Source organism: Dechloromonas sp. ARDL1, assembly GCF_051122455.1.
In the GTDB taxonomy this organism is placed as follows: domain Bacteria; phylum Pseudomonadota; class Gammaproteobacteria; order Burkholderiales; family Rhodocyclaceae; genus Azonexus.
Window position 1 is genome coordinate 4369510 of the sequence record NZ_CP168939.1, and the last position, 20023, is coordinate 4389532.

The 20023-nt window shown below is 63.8% G+C and carries 13 protein-coding genes; 9 read left to right on the forward strand and 4 right to left on the reverse strand.

The genetic code is table 11. The annotated features are described in order from the left end of the window. Window positions 1-52: 52 nt before the first annotated feature. Genes AB6Q56_RS21590 through AB6Q56_RS21630 form a run of 9 tightly spaced genes read left to right on the forward strand, consistent with a single transcriptional unit; the run spans window position 53 to window position 13885 of the window. Complete coding sequence (locus tag AB6Q56_RS21590; protein WP_434515062.1) at window positions 53-2242, forward strand: patatin-like phospholipase family protein; 2190 nt, start codon at window positions 53-55, stop codon at window positions 2240-2242. Between the two features lie 50 nt (window positions 2243-2292). Beyond that, the gene (locus AB6Q56_RS21595; RefSeq protein WP_434515063.1) at window positions 2293-3006 is read left to right on the forward strand and encodes a ComEA family DNA-binding protein; all 714 of its coding nucleotides are present in this window, start codon (window positions 2293-2295) and stop codon (window positions 3004-3006) included. Window positions 3007-3031: 25 nt separating this feature from the next. Next, complete coding sequence (locus AB6Q56_RS21600) at window positions 3032-5734, forward strand: PD-(D/E)XK nuclease family protein (RefSeq protein ID WP_434515064.1); 2703 nt, start codon at window positions 3032-3034, stop codon at window positions 5732-5734. Between the two features lie 14 nt (window positions 5735-5748). Beyond that, window positions 5749-6297: an NADPH-dependent FMN reductase gene (locus AB6Q56_RS21605; RefSeq protein WP_434515065.1), complete on the forward strand. Its 549-nt coding sequence runs from the start codon at window positions 5749-5751 to the stop codon at window positions 6295-6297. 32 nt (window positions 6298-6329) lie between these two features. After that, window positions 6330-6635, forward strand: a complete 306-nt coding sequence (locus AB6Q56_RS21610; protein ID WP_434515066.1) for an STAS domain-containing protein — start codon at window positions 6330-6332, stop codon at window positions 6633-6635. Between the two features lie 10 nt (window positions 6636-6645). Continuing rightward, entirely contained in the window at window positions 6646-10020 is a 3375-nt protein-coding gene (locus tag AB6Q56_RS21615; protein WP_434515067.1) for a UvrD-helicase domain-containing protein, read from the forward strand. 60 nt (window positions 10021-10080) lie between these two features. Then, entirely contained in the window at window positions 10081-10821 is a 741-nt protein-coding gene (locus AB6Q56_RS21620; protein WP_434515068.1) for a substrate-binding periplasmic protein, read from the forward strand. Between the two features lie 39 nt (window positions 10822-10860). After that, window positions 10861-12165, forward strand: a complete 1305-nt coding sequence (locus tag AB6Q56_RS21625) for a diguanylate cyclase (RefSeq protein WP_434515069.1) — start codon at window positions 10861-10863, stop codon at window positions 12163-12165. 52 nt (window positions 12166-12217) lie between these two features. Continuing rightward, a complete protein-coding gene (locus AB6Q56_RS21630) occupies window positions 12218-13885 on the forward strand; it encodes a phosphoethanolamine transferase (RefSeq protein ID WP_434515070.1) in 1668 nt (555 codons plus the stop codon). A gap of 13 nt (window positions 13886-13898) precedes the next feature. Here the strand turns inward: AB6Q56_RS21630 and AB6Q56_RS21635 are convergent, their stop codons facing one another. The 4 genes from AB6Q56_RS21635 to AB6Q56_RS21650 all read right to left on the reverse strand — a co-directional run bounded on the left by AB6Q56_RS21635 (window position 13899) and on the right by AB6Q56_RS21650 (window position 19621). Then, a complete protein-coding gene (locus AB6Q56_RS21635; RefSeq protein WP_434515071.1) occupies window positions 13899-14270 on the reverse strand; it encodes a diacylglycerol kinase in 372 nt (123 codons plus the stop codon). Continuing rightward, window positions 14267-15040 carry an NYN domain-containing protein gene (locus AB6Q56_RS21640; protein WP_434515072.1) on the reverse strand — a complete coding sequence of 258 codons (774 nt, stop codon included), beginning with the start codon at window positions 15038-15040 and terminating at the stop codon, window positions 14267-14269. The genes AB6Q56_RS21635 and AB6Q56_RS21640 overlap by 4 nt, the downstream gene beginning before the upstream one ends. A 6-nt stretch (window positions 15041-15046) precedes the next feature. Continuing rightward, window positions 15047-17869, reverse strand: coding sequence for an excinuclease ABC subunit UvrA (gene uvrA / locus AB6Q56_RS21645; RefSeq protein ID WP_434515073.1), 2823 nt, complete (start codon window positions 17867-17869; stop codon window positions 15047-15049). Window positions 17870-17995: 126 nt separating this feature from the next. Next, window positions 17996-19621 carry a methyl-accepting chemotaxis protein gene (locus tag AB6Q56_RS21650; protein WP_434515074.1) on the reverse strand — a complete coding sequence of 542 codons (1626 nt, stop codon included), beginning with the start codon at window positions 19619-19621 and terminating at the stop codon, window positions 17996-17998. Window positions 19622-20023 lie beyond the last annotated feature (402 nt).

The following is a 20023-nucleotide window of genomic DNA, read 5'->3' on the forward strand; positions in this document are numbered from 1 at the left end:
AACTTCAACGAAAAGCCCCGCCCAGCGGGGCTTTTTTTCGCTTGGAACAAACATGTCCCGATACGCCCGAATTGTCTGCTGGCTGCTTCCCGCCCTGCTCTCCGTCGCCACTCTGGCACAAGCCGCCGAGCTTGCCCGTCCCCGGGTCGGCCTGGTTCTCGGTGGCGGAGGCGCACGCGGCGCGGCGCATATCGGCATCCTCGAAACCCTGCAGCAGCATCGCGTGCCCGTCGATTGCGTTGCCGGGACCAGCATGGGGGCACTGGTTGCCGGTGCGTGGGCGGCCGGCATGTCGCCTGCAGCGATGCGCGAGAGCCTGGGCGCGGCGGACTGGGGCGACATGTTTATCGATAATCCGGACTATGCGGAACTGAGTCATCGCAACAAGATGCTGGCCCGGCGCTTTCTGGCGGGATCGGAAAGCGGCGTGATGACCGATGGGGTCAAGTACCAGGCAGGCGTCGTCAACGGCCAGAAGATCAAGCTGTTTTTCAACCAGCTGGTGCGGGCCAACCAGGGGGAACGCAATATCGAGGACCTGCCGCTGCCCATTTCCATCGTCGCTACCGACATTGGTACAGGCGAACGCGTGGTCTTCCGCGATGGCCCGCTGACCCAGGCCATGCGGGCCAGCATGTCGGTGCCCGGCCTGCTGGCACCGGTTGATTTTCGGGGGTACAAGCTGGTCGACGGCGGCCTGGTCGACAACCTGCCGATTGCCGAGGTGCGCCAGCGCTGCAATGCGGACGTCGTGATCGCCGTGAACGTTGGCTCCCCGTTGCTCAAAGCCGAGGAAGTTGGCTCGCTGATCACCGTTTCGGCACAGATGATCGCCATCTTGACCGAACAGAATGTCAGCCGGTCGGTAGCCCTGTTGCGCGAGGGCGACATCTACATCAAGCCTGATCTGAACGGCATCACGGCCGGCGATTTTTCACGGCATGCAGAAGCCGCCGATCGAGGAAGGGCCGCCGGCGAAACGGTGAGCGACCGCTTGGCGGCGCTATCCCTGCCGCCCGAAGTTTATGCGGCCTGGTGGCAGGGTATCGAAGTCAAGCGCCGTACCTCGCCGCGCATCGACAAGATCGAAATTGCCGGACTGAATAAGGTCGATCCGGCGGTGATTGAGCGCCACCTGCATGTCGAACCGGGGCAAGGCATCAAGCCGGCCGAAATTAACCGCGATTTGTTGCGCATGTATGGCGACGGCTGGTACGAGAGTGTTGATTACACGGTACTCACGCAGCGCGACAAGAACATCTTGCGCATCACCCCGCTGGAAAAGCGTTGGGGGCCTGATTACCTGCGCTTCGGCCTCAACCTGCAGGCCGACAACAGTCAGGGAACCTCGTTCGGGTTGCGCGCCGCCTATCATTCCACCTGGCTCAATCGCCTTGGCGGCGAACTGATCGTGACCGGCGACGTCGGCTCGACCAACCGTCTCGGCGCCAATTTCTACCAGCCGCTCGATCCTGCGCAGCGCTTTTTTGTCGAGGGGACCGCCGGGATCGAGCAGGGCCGTCTGAACATCTACCAGAACGATACCCGCATCGCGCAATACAAGGTCACCGAGAGCGGCTATGCCGCCTATCTTGGCGCCAACGTCGGCGTTCTCGGGCCGGTGCGCCTGGGTTGGGTGCAGCGCCATCGCTATTACGATCTCGATATTGGTTCGCCGTCACTGCCCAGTGCCGATGCGGCCTTTGGTGGATGGAAGGCCAGCATCGATTTCGACCAGTTCGACCGCATGCATTTCCCGACCCGCGGCTGGGCGGCGCAACTCTCCTATTTCGATTCGCCGGAAGTAGGCTATTCGAAAGCCGAGGCCAATCTGCAGGGCGCCTTTTCGCTGGGCGGCACGGTCTTCAATGCCCGCTTCCGCTACACCGGATCCCCGCGTGGCGTGCTGCCGGTCTACGACGCCGGTAATCTGGGTGGTTTCCTGAACATGACCGCCTTCGCACCCAACCAGTTGATCGGTGACAACATCCGCTATATCGGCCTCCGCACCGAGCAGATCATCGGCCACCTGCCGCTCGGCCTGAGCGGCGACATGCGCCTGGGGTTCGCCCTCGAAGCCGCCAAGGTCGGGATGCGCTACAGCGAGTCGAATCGTGACGGTCTGATCGATTCGGCGGCCATCTATTTGGGCGGGCAGACACCGTTCGGTCCGGCCTATGTCGGCTTCGGCTACTCGACAAGTGGCGTTTCCAACCTCTTCCTGTTCGTTGGCACGCCTTGAGCCAGCGGGCAGTGGCATACTTGGACGATCAATTTACCGGGAGTGAGACCATGAAAGCCCGTTTCCTGTCGTTTGCGATGGCCACCCTGCTATGTTCGGGCCTGGCCTGGGCCAAGGTGAACGTCAATACCGCCTCCGCGGAAGAGTTGGACACCCTGTATGGCATCGGTGAAACCCGTGCCCAGGCAATCATCGACTACCGGCGACAGAACGGACCTTTCAAGTCGCTACGCGACCTGAAGAAGGTGCCGGGTTTGCACGAAAACGTGATCGAAGGCTTGAAGGGCAAGGTTTCATTCAGCGGGCCAACCAGGATAGAGGCGGCGGATAGCGCGGCAACGAGGGCAAGCGACAAGAAAGCTGCCTCGGAAAAAGCCCCCCGGGCGGAGGGCGCAGCCAGCCCGGCCAAGCCGAGGAGCTTGCCTGCGCCAACCCGTAACGCAATGGCGCCAGCCGCGCCTGCCAAGCCAGCCGTTTCCGCACCGGCGGCTGTGGCTGCGGAAAAGCCCATGACGCCGGCCTCGCCTCTCCAGCCAGCCCAACCGGCCAGGCCGATGCTCGACCACAAGCCGGCAGCGCCGGCTGTTGTGTCTGAGGTGGAGGGGGTGCCGGCAAAGCCTGCGGCACCGGCTGTTCCCGGCATGCCGGCGAAACCCGCCGCTCCGGTCGTCAAGCCGGCCGGTCCCGCCATCATTCCGGCGCCGGCTGCTCCGGCAAAACCTGCGGGCCCGGCCAAACCGGCCGTTCCGGCAGCGTCGTATTGATCGTGTGGCGTTCTCGGGGCGCTGATTGAACGCCATCCTGACCCTGTGCGCGACGACGCGCCTTGCCCAGACACTGCGCGGCGAGGTGCCGGCCGGCCGGCGCGTGTGGCAGACGCGGCGGGCGCTGACGCTCGCCCAGTGGCTGAGCGGACTGGCCGAGGAGGCCGCCCTGAGCGGCGTTGCCGAGCTGCCGACAGCGCTCGATCCCTTTGCCGAGCGCTTGCTCTGGGAGAAGGTGATCGCCGGTTCGCTGACCGAAGCGGCGCCCCTGTTCGATATCCAGGGCATGGCGGCTTCCGCTGCGGAGGCTCAGGCATTGTGCCGCGTCTGGCAGCTCAAGCCGGGCGGCCAGCAATTGTCCGACGAGGCGCGCCTGTTCATCGGCTGGCAGACCGAGTTCGAGCGGCGTTGCCGGACGGATGGCTGGATCGACGCGGCCGGGCTGCACCGGCAACTGATTGGCCTGATCGAGGCCGGCCATTTCGCCTTGCCGGCGACGGTTCTTTTTGCCGGCTTCGATCGCTTCACGCCGCTGGAGCGTGATCTGATGGCTGTGCTGGCTACGCGCGGCGTTGAAGTCGGGCAGGAAAGCATGACTTTTTGCGAGGCGCCCCGGCAAACGGTGCATGCCTGTGCCGATCTTGACGCCGAATGTGCGCTGGTCGTGGCTTGGGCGCAGCAAATCCTGGCGGATAGCCCGAATGCCCGGCTCGGCATCGTCGCCCCCAACCTGGCCGGTGTACGCGATCGCCTGGAATTTTTGCTCGACGATGTCCTGCATCCGCTGCTGATCCGCTCCGACGCGGCCGAGCATCCGCGCTGCTTCAACTTCTCGCTCGGGCGCGCGCTGGCGGATATCCCGCTGGTCCGCGTGGCCCTCGACTTGCTGTCGCTCGGCGGCAGTCGAGCCAAGATCGAGCAGGGCCGCCTGTCGGCCCTGTTGCTCGCGGGCGGCTGGTCGGCCGCCGAGGCGGAGGCCGATGGCCGGGCGCAACTGGATGCCGCCGTGCGTCGCAGTTTGCCGTATTTCACCACGCCGCGCGCCATTCTGGGCTTGGCCGAACGCTTGTCGGCCGATGCGCCGTCTCTTTGTCCGCGAAGCATGGCGGCATTGTCGGTGTTTGTCGAAGCGAGCGAGCGGGCGCCGCGCAAGCAGCTACCCGGCCGTTGGACCGGTGTTTTCCGCGCCGTGCTGGCAGCGGCCGGCTGGCCGGGCGATCGCCCCTTGTCCAGCCACGAATATCAAGCCCGTCGGGCTTTCGGCGAAGTTCTCGATAGTTTCGGGCGTTTCGATACGCTGTTGGGGCCGCTGGGTTTTGCCGAGGCGGTGCGCCGCCTTTCCCAGTTGTGCCGCCAGCGCCTGTTCCAGCCGGAAACGCGGGGCAAGCCGGCGATTCAGGTGCTGGGCGTGCTGGAGAGTGCCGGCCTGTCCTTCGATGCGCTGTGGGTGATGGGTCTGAACGACGATCAGTGGCCCCCACCGCCACGCCCCAATCCGCTACTGCCGGCGGAACTGCTGCGTGCGGCTGGGGCCAGCCACGCCAGCGCCGAGGTCGAACTCGATTTTGCCCGCCGCGTCCATGCGCGGCTGTCGCAGGCGGCACCGGAAGTGCGCTATTCCTATGCGCTGGCCGACGGCAATCGCTTGCTGCGCCCCAGTCCTCTGCTGGCGAAACTGCCGGTTCAGCCGGTCGAGCCGGCCGCATTGGCGACTGTGGCCCGGCAGTTGGCCGCCGAGGCGGGGGGCGTCGTTGAGCAGATCGACGATGCCGTCGCGCCGCCGGTGTCCGATGGCGAGAAGGTTTCGGGCGGCAGCTGGCTGTTGCGTGCGCAGGCGATTTGCCCGGCGTGGGCCTATTACCAGTACCGCCTGGGTGGCGAGGCCATGGAAGTGCCGGTCGAGGGCCTCGATCCAGCCGCCCGTGGCACCCTGGTGCATGCGGCACTGGAAGCCTTCTGGCGCACGGTGCAGACCTCGGCCGCGCTTGCGGCCCTCTCCGGCGAGGCGTGCCGGAAAGTCATCGAGAGCGCGGTGGCGGTGGCCATTCAGACATTCGAAACGGAGCGCCGGATGACGCTGCCGGCGCGTTTCCGGGTGCTGGAAGCAGCGCGGCTGCACAAGCTGCTCGATGTCTGGCTGCAGGTTGAAAGGCAGCGTGGTCAGGCTTTTTCGGTCATTGCCTGCGAGCAGCCGGCCGAGGTCGAGATCGATGGCATCAAGGTCAAGATGGTCGTCGACCGTATTGATCGCCTCGACGACGGGCGGCAACTGATCATCGATTACAAGACCGGGGCCGGCATCGACACGAAGAACTGGGCCGGTCAGCGGATCACCGAACCGCAGTTGCCGATCTATGCCGCCCTGGTCAACGACGAGGTCGCCGCCGTGGTTTTTGCCAAGGTGTTGCTCGACAAGCCGGCATTTGCCGGCGTTGCCGACGAGAAGGATATCCTCCCCGGCGTGCAGGGGGTCGGCGATGAGCGCCAGAAAATATTCGATCCGGCCGAATTTCCCGACTGGATTGCGGTCATTACCCACTGGCGGGAGCGGTTGCATGCCGTGGCGGGCGAAGTGAAGGCCGGGGTGGCCGGTGTCAGCTTTGCCGATGAAAAAGGGCTGCAGTATTGCGAAGTGCTGCCGCTGCTGCGTTTGCCGGAGCGTCGCCGCCTGCTGGCGGCGGCCGCCGGAAAGATGGCCGGCCCCGAGGCCGGCGCCCCTATCCATTGAACGGGAGAAAAAGCATGCGTGAACTGAAATTTCTGGGCATTTGCGGCAGCCTGCGCCGTCAATCCACCAACGCCGGTCTGTTGCGGGCGGCGATGGCCGAACTGCCGGAAGGGGTGAGCATGGAAATCGCCGATCTGTCGGCCGTGCCGCTATACAACGCCGACCTGACCGAAAAACCGGCCGCCGTCCAGGCCCTGCTGGCGCAAATGCAAGCAGCCGATGCGCTGGTCCTCGCCTGCCCCGAATACAACTACTCGATCGCTCCGGCGCTCAAGAACGCCCTCGACTGGGCCTCGCGCGAGCCCAACAACGCCCTGCTCGCCGGCAAGGCCGTGGCCATCCTGGGGGCCGGGGGCGGCATGGGGACATCGCGGGCGCAATACCATCTGCGTCAGGTCTGCGTCTTTCTCGACCTGCATCCGCTCAACAAGCCGGAAGTCTTCGCCAATGCGTTCGCAGGCGCCTTCGATGCCGACGGCAATCTCACCGATGCCAAGCTGATCCAGCAAGTTGCCGCCCAGATGCAGGCGCTGGCGACCTGGAGTAGACGCCTAGGCGGCTGAGGGCGTCGGCAAAAAACAATCAGGGAGAATTCATGAATATCCAGCCGTCCCAAACCAACGAACGCGTCACACTCCGACTGAGCGGTCGATTCCAGTTCGATTCGCACCGCGCGTTCCGGAGCGCCTACGAGGTATTTCTCGCCGACGCCGGGGTGAAAGTCATCGTCCTTGATTTTGCCGACGTGGACTACCTCGACAGTTCGGCGCTGGGCATGTTGCTGCTGCTGCGGGAAAAACTGGGAGCGCTCGGCAAGGAGGTCGAACTCGCCAATCCCCGGGGGGCGGTCAAGCAGGTTCTGGAGGTGGCCAACTTCGCCCGCCTGTTCCGGATTTCCTGAGTCCGGGCCGATGTCGCTGAACGACCGTCTGGCCGAGGATCGGCAGGCCCGCGAGCGGGCGCTGGAGGTCGCCTCGTTCATCGTCGAGGCGCCTGCCGGCGCCGGCAAGACGGAACTGCTCACCCAGCGCTACCTGCGCCTGCTTGCCGTAGTCGACCACCCGGAGGAGGTCCTGGCACTGACCTTCACCAACAAGGCGGCGACCGAGATGCGCGACCGCATCCTGCGCAGCCTGGAAACGGCGGCGAGTGGGGTACTGCCCGTCGAGCCGCACAAGCAGTTGACCTTCAGGCTGGCTGGCGCGGCACTGCTCCGCGACGGCGAGCGGGGCTGGGGGCTGCTCGATCATCCGGGGCGGCTGCGCATCACCACCCTCGACGCGCTGTGCGCCAGCCTGGCGCGCCAGATGCCTTACCTCAGCCGCTTCGGCAGCCAGCCGGCGGTCAGCGAGGATGCCGCGGCCCACTATGCCACGGCGGCCCGTCGCACGCTGGAGATGGTCGAGTCCGAAGGCAGCGATGCCGAGGTGGTGGCCGCCGCGCTGGATTTCATGGACAACAACGCCGGGCGCCTGGAAAGCCTGCTCATTGCAATGCTCGGTAAGCGTGACCAATGGCTGGCGTATACCGCACGTATCGAAAGCGGCGAGATGAAAGCCGAGGTCGAGGCCGGCTTCGCGGGGCTGATCGAGCGTGACCTTCGGTCGGTCAGCGATGTGCTGGACGGGCGGATGCAGTCGCTGCTCATGCCGTTGGCCCGTTTCGCGGCGGCCAACGCGGCGGGGAATTTCGCTGCACTGCTCGATTGGGCCGAACCGCTGCACGCCCGCATCGACGATCTGGCGCGCTGGCAGGCGTTGGCCGGCCTGCTGCTGACCGGCACGGGAACGTTGCGCAAGACGGTCGACAAGCGCTGCGGCTTCCCGGCTGACAAGCCATTCGCCGAGCAGAAAAAGGCCATGCTCGAACTGCTGGCCGATCTGCGGGCGACCCCCGGCGTCGAGGCGGCGCTGGGCGGCTTGGGCAGTCTGCCGCAGCCGCGCCTGAGCGATGCCGAGTGGGCGACGGTGGCGTGCTTTTCGCGCCTGCTGCGCCTGGTCGCTGGGCAACTGTGGCTGGCCTTCCAGGAAGCAGGAGAGGTCGACTTCATCGAAATCGCCGCCCGTGCCGGCCTGGCACTGGGCGACGACGAGGCACCGACCGACCTGGCGCAGGCGCTTGACTACCGTATTCGCCATTTGCTGGTCGATGAATTCCAGGACACCAGCCCGACCCAGGTCGATCTGCTCAAGCAGCTGATGCGCGGTTGGATGCCCGACGATGGTCGTACTTTATTTGTGGTTGGCGACCCGATGCAGTCGATCTACCGTTTCCGCAAGGCCGACGTCGGCCTGTTCCTGCGTGTCCGCGAACGCGGCATCGGTGATGTCCGCCTCGAACATCTGCGCTTGTTCCGCAACAACCGGTCTTATCCGGGGATTGTCGATTGGGTCAACGCCGCCTTTCCCGGCATCTTCCCGGCCGAGGACTGGCCGGAAACCGGCGCCGTGCGTTACGCCGAATCGGCGGCCACCCGGGAGGCAAGGGCGGATAGCGCCGTGGTCGTGCACCCGGTCATCGAGCGGGATGGGGACGATGGCGCCGCCGAGGAGGCGCGGCAGGTGCTGGCGCTGATCCGCCAGGCGCGGCGGGAGGCGCCGGAACAGCGCGTCGCCGTGCTGGTCCGGGCGCGCAGCCACCTCGATGCGCTGGTCGCGGAGATTCGGCGCAGCGCGCCCGAGCTGCGTTTCCAGGCGGTCGATATCGAAGGGCTGGACGGGCGGCAGCACATCCAGGATCTGCTGACCCTGTTCCGTGCCCTGCACCACCGGGCCGACCGCGTGCATTGGCTGGCCTTGCTGCGGGCGCCATGGTGCGGCCTGACGCTGGCTGATCTGCATGCGCTGGCCGCCGACGAGCGCCAGAAAACGATCTGGCAGCTGATGCGGGACGATGAGCGCGTGCTGCGCCTCTCCGCCGATGGCCGCAGCCGCCTGCTGCACGTGCGCGGGGTGCTGGCGAGCGCTTTCGCAGCCCGCGACCGGCAGCATCCGCGACGCTGGCTGGAGGGCGTCTGGTTGATGCTGGGCGGCCCGCGCTGCCTGGAGGCGCCGGAAGCGCTCAACGACGTGGCTGCCTTCTTCGCGCTGGTCGATCGCCTGGTCGCCGCCCGCAATCTCGATGCCGACACGCTGGCCGAACAGGCGGCCGAGTTGTTTGCACCGGCCGACCCGCAGGGCGAGGCGGTGCAGATGATGACCATCCACAAATCGAAGGGGCTGGAATTCGATACGGTGATCCTGCCCGGCCTGCACCGCGATACGGGAGGCAACGAAAGCAGCCTGCTGCTCTGGGACCTGTTCCCGGCTGCCGACGGGCGCGAGCATCTGTTGGTCGCGCCCATGCGCCAGAAAGGGGCCGGTGATGACGAACCGACTGCCTATGATTACCTGCGTCGCGTCGAGGCCGAACGCGCCGCGCACGAAACGGAGCGCCTACTCTATGTAGCTGCGACGCGGGCGATTCGCTGCCTGCATCTGGTCGGTATCGCCAAGGCGGACGAGCGCAAGGATGACGGCCTTAAACCGCCGGCTGCCGGCACCCTGCTCAAGCTGCTCTGGTCGGGCATCGCCCAGCCGGCGTGCCTTGCGGCGCTGGCAGAAGAGGCGCCGCAAGGCGGTGGCAAGGGTTTTGATTCGGCCGCTTTCGTTCCGCCGCTGTTGCGTCTTCGCCAGGTCGGCATGGCGGACGCCCTGCAAGTCCTTCCTGCCGATCGGCCAGCGGCCGACAATCCGCTCGAACTCGACGATGCCGATGGCGCGCTGTCGCTGGAGGCCTCGGTTGGAACGCTGGTCCATCGTTGCCTGGAGATCATCGCGCTGCAGGGCGTGGAGGCCTGGTCGTCCGAGCGCGTGGCCGCTTGCGAACCAACCTATCGACGCTGGCTGGAAGGGCGGGGCCATCCCCCCGAAGCAGCCGGGCCTGGCGCTACCGACGTGGTGGCGGCACTCGCCTGCACCCTGAACAGCGAAGCGGGGCGCTGGGTGCTTGCCGCCCATGCCGAAGGTGCCGCCGAGCAGGCGTGGAGCAGCCTGCGGGACATGCAGGCCAGTCATCACGTGATAGACCGCTGTTTTGTCGCCGAGGGGTGCCGCTGGATCATCGACTACAAGACGGCCCGCCTGCCGGAGCCGGAGTTGCGGCAGAGAGCGGAAATCCACCGGCCGCAATTGGAGCGTTATGCCGCGCTGTTCGCCAGCGATCCGCTGCCGGTACGGGCGGCGATTTTCTTTCCCATGCAGGGCTTGCTGGTCGAGTTGCCACTAGGTGATCCACTAGGGAAATAAGCCCTCACGCCGTCGCGTATCTCGTCATATAATTACCGATTGTCATAATATTGCCATGGGATGCGGCTCTTCCTCGTTCTCCTGCTGACGTTCTTCCTTCCGTTCGGGGCTGGAGCAGAAGGAGGGCGTCCCATCGAATTGCGCGTCGTCGTTGCCGACGATGCCGCGCCGCTGGCCTATCGGGACGAGTCGGGGCAACTGACCGGCTTCAGTGTCGAGATCGCCCGGGCCTTGTGCGGCGAGATCGGTGCCAACTGCGTATTCGAAGTCGTTGCCCAGGGCGATGCCCTCCCGCGATTGTTGCAGGGCAAGGCCGATATCGCCGCAACCGGTCTTTTCGAAAACAGGGAGCAGCGGGTCAAGCTGATCCAGGCTGATCCGTACTTTCGCTCGTTCAGTCTGTGGCTAGGGCCTGCCGATGCCTCGCCGGGGCGCAAAGGGGTACGCGTCGCCGTGGTTGGTGGTTCGATTCAGGAGGATTACGCGCGCCGCCAGGGCTGGGATGTCAAGGCTGCGCGCGGCAGCGGCGAACTGACGCGCATGCTGATCGCCGGCGAAGCGCAGGCGGCGCTGGTGCCCATGATCGCCGCGCTGCAGATGCAGAAGAATCGAGCCTTTCGCGGGTTGGGCCTGGCACCGACCGTTTTGCGTGCGCCCGAGTTGAGCGGCGATATCGCGTTCGGCATCTCGCCCCATAGAGCGCACTTGAAAAACGACATTAACGCGGCACTCGCGCGCATCAAACGGAATGGGACGTATGATCGTATCAACTCCCGCTTTCTCCCTTTTCGGGTGAGTTGATGCCGTCGTCGATTTTCCATCCCCCCTCGGCGCACCGCCATGCCTGAAGCCGCGGTCAGTCGCCGCGGCTTTCATGCCGGCCGGGCCTTCGGCCTGCTGGCCGCCGTTTTCGTCATTGCCTTCGGCTTGGCGGTGTTGCTGCTCGCCGAGGATCAGCAGCGGGTGATCGAGGTTAATGACCGCCTGCAGGAGCGGACTTTCCCCGAAATCATTCGCTACCAGCGCCTGGCGCGAAATCTGGAGCAGTTGAGGCAGGAGGGGGAGCGTATCTTTGCTGTCAGCTCACACGCATCGCGGCAGCAGTCGATGTTCGTCGTGACGCTCATCGCCAGCCATCCCAGCGTGCTGGAGCATCCTGAGGCGGCCGGATTGGCGCGGGAAGCCGAGCTGTTTCTCGGTAAGGTGGTCAGCCAATCAGTACGGGATAACCAGCGGCCGGCAGCCCATTACGATGCGTGGCAACGCATTGCCGGCCGGCTGGGCGCTCAGGTCGACGATGTGTCGATGGAGGGCGTCAACCTGGCCGGCAACGACCTGCAACAGGTGTCGGCGGTCATGAGTCTGGCGCGCTACAAGCTGGTGGCGGTGTTGCTTCTGGTTACCGTGTTCCTCGTTGTTCTCGTTGTGCTGGTGCGCCGCCACCTGATCGATCCGCTGCAGCGCATCGATCATGCCTTGTCGGGTCTCAGCGCGGAGCAACCGGCGCCGCTGTTCAATACCTCGCGGCTGCTCGAGATTCAGGCGGTCGAGGAGGCCATCCGCGATCACCACGGCCTGTTGGTCCAGAATGAAGAAATTCGGCGCGGCCTGGAATCGCTGGCCAACAAGGATGGCCTGACCGGCCTGACGAACCGCCGCCATTTCATGCAGTCGGCCGAGATGGAGCTGCAGCGGGCTCAGCGCTATCGCCGGCCGGTCACGGTGGCGATGGCTGATCTCGATTTCTTCAAGAAGCTGAACGACACCTATGGCCACGCTGCAGGCGATGTCGTATTGAAGGCGTTTGCCGAGCGGGTTCGCGAGGCGCTGCGCCAGTCCGATCTCGTCTGCCGTTACGGGGGCGAGGAGTTCGCCTTCCTGTTTCCCGAGATTTCTACCGTGGAAACCGTCAAGTTGGCTGAACGCCTGCGCGCCGGTTGTGCCGATAACGCGGTGTTGCTGCCCGATGGGCGACGGGTGACGGTAACCGTCAGCATCGGCCTGGCCGACGCCAGCGAATGTTCGATCGAGGCCGCCCTGCGGCATGCCGACGAAGCGCTGTATGCCGCCAAGCGGCAGGGGCGCAACCGGGTGGTGATCGATGACGCCAAGGCCGTCACAAATCCGATACAAGAAAATCCCTGAGCGGGTCGTGTCGGGCAGTAAAATCCCGGGCTGAAATTTTCGGGAATTTCCAATGCGTCGACCGCTGGCGGCATTTTTCTCCTTCGTTCAACGCCTCGTTGCGGGGCAGGTCGTTCTCTCCATCGAGAGCGTGCTGCTGCTGGCCAGCCTTTTCTTCGCGCTGTTCTGCAATACCTTGTTCCTGTCCGGCATGCTGTCCGGCTACGACATGGCGCAGCCGGACAGCTGGCTGCTCGGTGCCTCGCTGTTGATCGTGCTGCTTGCTTTGCATTTCGCACTGCTCGGCCTGGTCGCCACACGCTGGACGACCAAGCCGCTGCTGGCCTTGCTCTTTGTGGCAACGGCCTTTGCCGTGCATTTCATGAACCGCTACAAGGTCTATCTCGATACCGCCATGCTGCGTAACGTGATGGCGACCGATGTGCGCGAGGCGCGCGACCTGCTGACCTGGTCGCTGATCCCGCAACTGGCGCTGTATGCCGCACTTCCTCTCTGGGTGCTGAGTCGCATTGAGCTGCGGCAGCGCGTATTTTGGCGCGCCCTGGTCGTTCGTGCCGGTGCGCTGCTGCTGGCGCTGCTTGCGGCGGGCGGCGCTATTTTCGCCAATTTCCAGGATATCGCTTCGCTGATGCGCAACAACCGGGAGCTGCGCTTTCTGGTTACGCCGGCCAACTATATCTATTCGCTGGCCCAGGTGGCGCGCAGCCAGGCCAAGGAGGCCGATCAGCCGCGCGAACCGGTTGGCGTCGACGCTGTCCGGGGCGCCGCCTGGAACGAGCGTACAAAACCGGTGGTCATGGTCATGGTGCTCGGTGAGACGGCGCGCGCCGCCAACTGGGGCCTGTCCGGCTACGCCCGGCAGACAACGCCGGAACTGGCGGCGGAAGCCGGCATCATCAATTTCGCCGACGTGACCAGTTGCGGTACCGATACCGAAACCTCCCTGCCCTGCATCTTCTCTCCGTGGGGGCGGCGCGCCTACGACGAAACGCGCATCCGGCGCAGCGAATCGGTTCTCGATGTCGTTGCCCGGGCGGGTTTCCGCGTCGTCTGGGTCGACAACCAGTCCGGTTGCAAGGGGGTGTGCGATGGCGTCGAATCGATTCGCCCCGACCCGGCCAGGTCGCCAGCGGCGTGTACTGGCGGCGAGTGCCAGGATGGCGCGCTGGTCGATTCGCTCAAGCAGTTGATCGGCGAGACTCCAGGTAACCTGCTCATCGTCCTGCACCAGATGGGCAATCACGGCCCGGCCTACTTCAAGCGCTATCCGGATGCCTTCAAGCATTTCACCCCGGCCTGCGAGGACCCCGACCTGCCCAAATGCAGCAACGAGAGCATCGTGAACGCCTACGATAATGCGATCCGCTACACCGACCACGTCGTCGCTTCGCTGGTGCGCACATTGCGCGACCATGCCGCACACGACTCGGCGTTGCTCTATGTGTCGGACCATGGCGAATCGCTGGGCGAGAAGGGACTTTTCCTCCACGGCGTACCTTACAAGATCGCCCCGGACGTGCAGACCAAAGTGCCGATGGTGATGTGGTTCTCAGCGGGCTTCCCGGCGCGCTTTGCGCTCGACGACGGCTGCATCGGCAAGGTCGCTGCCACGCCGCTCAGCCATGATCACATCTTCCATAGCCTGCTCGGGCTGCTCGATGTGAAGACCTCGGTCTACACCCGGGAAATGGATTTTTCGGCCGGGTGCCGCAAGCCCTGAGCGCCGGGCGAGGCTAGAGCAGAACGCAGGCCCAGATCACCGCCGCATTGAGCAGCGACAGAAGCACCGCCGCGCTGCCCATGTCCTTGGCCCGCTTGGCCAATTCGTGCTTTTCCGGCGAGGCTTTGTCGACCACGGCCTCGACTGCCGAATTGAGGATTTCGACGATCAGGATGACGATGATGCTGCCGGCGAGCAGGGCGCGCTCAATGCCGGTCTTGCCCAGGTAGAAGGCCAGCGGCAGGGCGACCGCCGCCAGCATGACTTCTTCGCGAAAGGCGGCCTCGTTCTTCCAGGCAGCGCACAGGCCGTCCCTGGAGTAGCCGAGCGCATTGATCAACCGGGTCAGGCCCTGCTTGCCCTTGAATTCTTCGAAGTCATTCATTGCGTGCTTTTCTCGGCAGGCTTCGGTTTTTGGCTTTTTTTGCCGGTTGAGCGAAGCTGCATATGGTTATGGTTGTCCCGGCGCAACTCGAAAAGCTCACTGGCGATGACCAGATCGCCGAGTTTGGCGTACCCATAGTTCCGTTGGTCGAAAGCGGGCCAGCTTTTGTTGATGTGCGAGCCTACGCCGCCCAGGGCGGCCCAGCCTTCCTCATCTGAAATGGCGGCAACGGCGTTGCGCAACGCGTTAACCAAGCGTGTATCGCAACGTAGTTCGTTGGTGGTCTTGCGTTGGGGCATGGCTGGCGATGGTACCGGCGCGGCCTCTGTCGTTGCAGGCTGACCAAGGCTTTCGAGAAACAGGAACTTGGTGCACGCATTGACGAATGGCGGCGGGGTCTTCTTTTCGCCGAACCCGAAAACCTTGTGGCCGGCAGCACGCAGGCGCATGGCAAGCGGCGTGAAGTCCGAGTCGCTGGAGGCAATGCCGAATGCGCTTAGTTTCTGCCCATGCAGCAAGTCCATCGCATCGATGATGATGGCGCTGTCTGTCGCATTCTTGCCCTTGGTGTAGGCAAACTGCTGAACCGGCTGGATGGCGTGGTCATGCAGGATTTCCGCCCAGCCGTTCAGGTTCTGGCTCTTCCAGTCGCCATAGGCGCGGCGGATGTTGATCACCCCATACTTCGACAATTCGTCGAGGATGTCGGTGATCTTGCCGGCCGGGCAGTTGTCCGCATCGATGAGCAGGGCGATACCGTTGTGTTCCATATTCCGTCAGCTTTTTCCCAGTAGCGGTTTGAGGAAGCGGCCAGTATGGCTGGTTTTGTGTTTCGCCACGATTTCAGGCGTCCCGGAAATCAAGATGCGGCCGCCGCCGCCGCCGCCTTCGGGGCCGAGGTCGACGATCCAGTCTGCGGTCTTGATGACGTCGAGGTTATGCTCGATGACGACGATGGTGTTGCCGTGGTCGGCCAGGCGGTGGAGGACGGCCAGCAGCATCTCGATGTCCTGGAAATGCAGGCCGGTGGTCGGCTCGTCGAGGATGTAGAGCGTGCGGCCGGTGTCGCGCTTGGAGAGTTCGAGGGCCAGCTTGACCCGCTGCGCCTCGCCGCCGGAAAGCGTGGTCGCGCTCTGGCCGAGGGTGATGTAGCTGAGGCCGACATCGACCAGCGTCTGCAGCTTGCGGGCGACGACGGGCACGGCATCGAAGAACTCGCGGGCCTGCTCGACGGTCATGCCGAGGATGTCGTGGATGTTCCTGCCCTTGTACTGGATTTCCAGCGTCTCGCGGTTGTAGCGCTTGCCGTGGCAGACGTCGCACGGGACGTAGATGTCGGGCAGGAAGTGCATCTCGACCTTGATCATGCCGTCGCCCTGGCAGGCCTCGCAGCGGCCTCCCTTGACGTTGAAGCTGAAGCGGCCGGGGCCGTAGCCGCGCGCCCGGGATTCCGGCACCTGCGAAAACAGCTCCCGGATCGGTGTCAGCAGCCCGGTGTAGGTGGCCGGGTTGGAGCGCGGGGTGCGGCCGATGGGGGACTGGTCGACGTTGATGACCTTGTCGAACAGGTCGAGGCCGACGATTTCCTTGTGCGGTGCCGGTTCGGTGGTCGAGCCGTAGAGGTGCTTGGCAGCAGCAGCATAGAGGGTGTCGTTGATCAGCGTCGATTTGCCAGAGCCGGAAACGCCGGTGATGCAGGTGAGCAGCCCACCGGGAATTTCAAGGGTGACGTCGCGCAGGTTGTTGCCGTAGGCGCCGACCACCTTGAGCTGCTTGTCCGGGTTGGCCTGGCGGCGCTTCTTCGGGACGACGATGGCCTTGCGTCCGGACAGGTAGTCGCCGGTCATCGAAGCCGGGTTGGCGGCGACCTGGGCGGGGGTGCCTTCGGCAACGATGCTGCCGCCATGCACGCCAGCGCCGGGGCCGATATCGACCACGTAGTCGGCGCTGCGGATGGCATCCTCGTCGTGTTCGACGACGAGCACGGTGTTGCCCATGTCGCGCAGGTTCTTCAGCGTTTCGAGCAGGCGGTCGTTATCGCGCTGATGCAGGCCGATGGAGGGCTCGTCGAGTACGTACATGACGCCGGTCAGGCCCGAGCCGATCTGCGAGGCCAGCCGGATGCGCTGCGCTTCGCCGCCGGAGAGCGTCTCGGCCGAACGTTCCAGGCACAGGTAGTCGAGGCCGACGTTGATCAGGAAGGTGAGGCGGGCGGTGATTTCCTTGAGGATTTTCTCGGCTACCTGCGCCTTGGCGCCGGCCAGCGTCAGGCAATTAAAGTAATTGCGCGCCTCGCCAAGCGGCAGGCGGCTGAGTTCGTGCAAGGTCTTGTCGCCGACCCGGACATGGCGTGCCTCGATGCGTAGGCGGGTGCCGCTGCAGCTCGGGCAGGCCGAGTTGCTGACGTACTTCGACAGCTCCTCGCGCACCGCATTGGAGTCGCTGCTCCGGTAGCGCCGTTCGAGATTGGGGATGATGCCCTCGAAGGTGTGTGTGCGGTCGAACCGGGTACCCTTCTCATTCAGGTAACGGATGGCGATGGCCTGGCTACCCGAGCCGTAGAGGACGACCTGGCGCACCGCTTCAGGCAGTTCCTGCCATGGCGTATCGACCGAGAAATCGTAATGCGCGGCGAGCGATTCGATGATCTGGAAGTAGAACTGGTTCTTCTTGTCCCAGCCGCGAATGGCGCCGGCGGCCAGTGACGCGGCGGGGTTGGTGACGACGCGCTTGGGGTCGAAGAACTGGATGACGCCGAGGCCGTCGCACTTCGGACAGGCGCCCATCGGGTTGTTGAAGGAGAACAGGCGGGGTTCCAGCTCCTGCAAGGCATACGAGCAGACCGGGCAGGCGAACTTGGCCGAAAAAAGATGCTCGGTGCCGGAATCCATTTCCAGCGCAATGGCCCGGCCGTCGGCGTGGCGGAGCGCCGTCTCGAAGGATTCGGCCAGGCGCTGGCGCATGTCGTCGCGCACCTTCAGACGGTCGACAACGACATCGACGGTGTGCTTCTGCGTCTTGGCCAGCTTGGGCACGGCATCAATTTCATAGACCGTGCCGTCGACACGGACGCGGGCGAAGCCCTGGGCACGTAGCTCGGTGAACAGGTCGAGCTGTTCGCCCTTGCGATTGGCGACCACCGGGGCGAGGATCATCAGCTTGGTTTCGGCAGGCAGCGCCAGCACCGTATCGACCATCTGCGACACCGTCTGCGCTTCCAGCGGCTGGTTGTGGTCCGGGCAATACGGTGTGCCGGCGCGGGCGTAGAGCAGGCGCAGGTAATCGTGGATTTCGGTGACTGTGCCGACGGTCGAGCGCGGGTTGTGCGAGGTCGCCTTCTGCTCGATGGAAATGGCCGGGCTCAAACCCTCGATCAGGTCGACATCCGGTTTTTCCATCAACTGCAGGAACTGGCGGGCATACGCCGACAACGATTCGACATAGCGGCGCTGGCCTTCGGCATACAGCGTGTCGAAGGCCAGCGAGGATTTGCCGGAACCGGACAGGCCGGTGATGACGATGAGCTGGTCGCGCGGCAGATCGAGGTTGATGTTCTTCAGATTGTGGGTGCGCGCACCACGGATGCGGATGGTTTCCATCGCTGTATCAGGCTGGGCTGGGGAGGAGGAAACTATACGCAAAAGCGGCCCATCTTGCACGATGTGCTGTATTTAAATACAGCACATCGCATGCTTCTCCTTGGCGCTCTATGCGGTTGGTTGCCCTCAGATGTGGAAGCGACTGAGCGTCTGGCGCGTATCGGCGGCCAGTTTCTCCAGCCGTATGGCAATTTCGGCCACGGTATGTATGGCACTGCTGTTTTCTTCAGAGCGTCGCGCGATGTTCTCGACGTTTGCGGCGATTTCGTTACTGGCCACGCCTTGTTCCCGTAGTGCATTGGAAATGTCGGTTACCGTATCCATCACCTGTTGGGAGCCTTGGTTGATACTGAGCATCGATTCGCTGGTCTTGCGTGCCAGATTGACGCCTTCCGTCACGCACGCAACGGTCTCATCCATGGTGCCGACAGCCAAATCGGCATTGCCCTGAACCGTGGCGACCATGTCGGAGATTTCGGTCGTTGCCTTGGCCGTTCGTTCGGCCAGTTTCCGGACTTCGTCGGCCACCACGGCGAATCCGCGTCCGGCCTCGCCGGCACGGGCGGCCTCGATGGCTGCGTTGAGGGCCAGCAGGTTGGTCTTCTCGGCGACATCCTTGATGACGCCGACAATGCTGCTGATCCGTTGCGAACTCTCGCCCATGTCGCGGATCGTGCTCGATGCCTGATGCACGGTTGTCGAGATGCGTTGCATTTCGGCAACCGTGTCTTCGATCGCCTGGTTGCCTGCATTCGATAGCTCTCCTGTTTGCGTCGTCACGCTATGGGCGTGCAGGGAGCTTTCCGAAACGTGGTTGATGGATACCGTCATTTCTTCCACGGCCGCTGCCATCGACGCGGCAGCCTCCGATTGTAGTGCCGAGGCGCTGGCGACTTGCTGGGAGGTGGTAGCCATTTCATGTGCCGCGTTGGCGACACCGTCGGCGTTTTGACGTAGGTCGTCGAGCATTTGCCGAAGGTTGGCTTGCATTTTCCGTGTCGCCGCCATCAGGCTGCGCGTGTCCTGGTCACGAACCGGGATTACTCTCGTCAGATCGCCTTCGGCGATCCGTTCGATTGCTGCTTGGGCGGCAGCCGGTTCGCCGCCGAGGGGCCCTGTTACAGAACGGATTACCCACATGGCCATGACGGCCGATACAGCGAGGGCGATGATGACAATCCCGATACAGAGATTGCGAGCGATTGTGTGTTCTTTGTGTGCTTCGGTACCGGCGGCGGATACAAGCCCGCTCTGGAAGGTGGTGAACTCGGCAAGTGCATTCTGGTACTGGAGCAGAATGGGACGGAGTTCGGTGTTCAAGTAACGCCGCGACTCTTCGGATGATCCCGATTCGATCAGGGCTATCAGCTTTTCCTGGCCTTCGATGTAGCGGGCGCGTTGCATCTTTGCCCGTTCGAGGATTTCACGGGCGCGCGGATCAGTGATCAGAGGCCATAGCTGTTCGACATCCTTCAGGATGGAAGCCCGCTGCTCGAGCACGATCTGCTTCTGGCGGGTCTGATCGTCACGTGCTTCAGCCAGCATCATGTTGCGCAGGGCGATGGCGATCTGGTTTGTCTTGCTGATGATATCGGTGCTGAGATTCATCATCTGGACCTGTCTCTCGATGGTCCGGGTATTGTTGTCGAGCAGGGCGAGGCGGGAAATACCGATGACAGCGACGATCACCATAAGAGCGATGATGACACTGAAGCCAATCCCGAGGCGGGCGGCGATGCTAAGGCTTTTCATTATGTATTTTTATGGGAAATGGCGGGATTTGTAAGACGGCGCTATCTGAAGCGTGTGCTGCTATTCAAGCGTTAGCGGTGGACGTTTCGGGCGCCAGGCGGGCGAGAAGATAGCTGGCTGTTGCACACCTGTAGTTGATGCGTGTCAAGAACGCAATCGGGTTGGAAATCTTCCTCTGGTAGTGGATTTTCCCCGGCCTCGCGAGGGGGTTTGGCGCCTGTATCCAAAGCAAACGAAGCGATGCGGGCTGGAGATTGCCTGAGCGCAAAGGCGAACAAATTCCCGGTGCATAAAAATGAATTTCGAATTATGTCAAGGTGATAAAATTTCGGTTCGGCCTCCGATGCGTGGCCAATCTTGCAAACGAAATAGGATTCCAGTCATGAAAATTGCACCATCTTT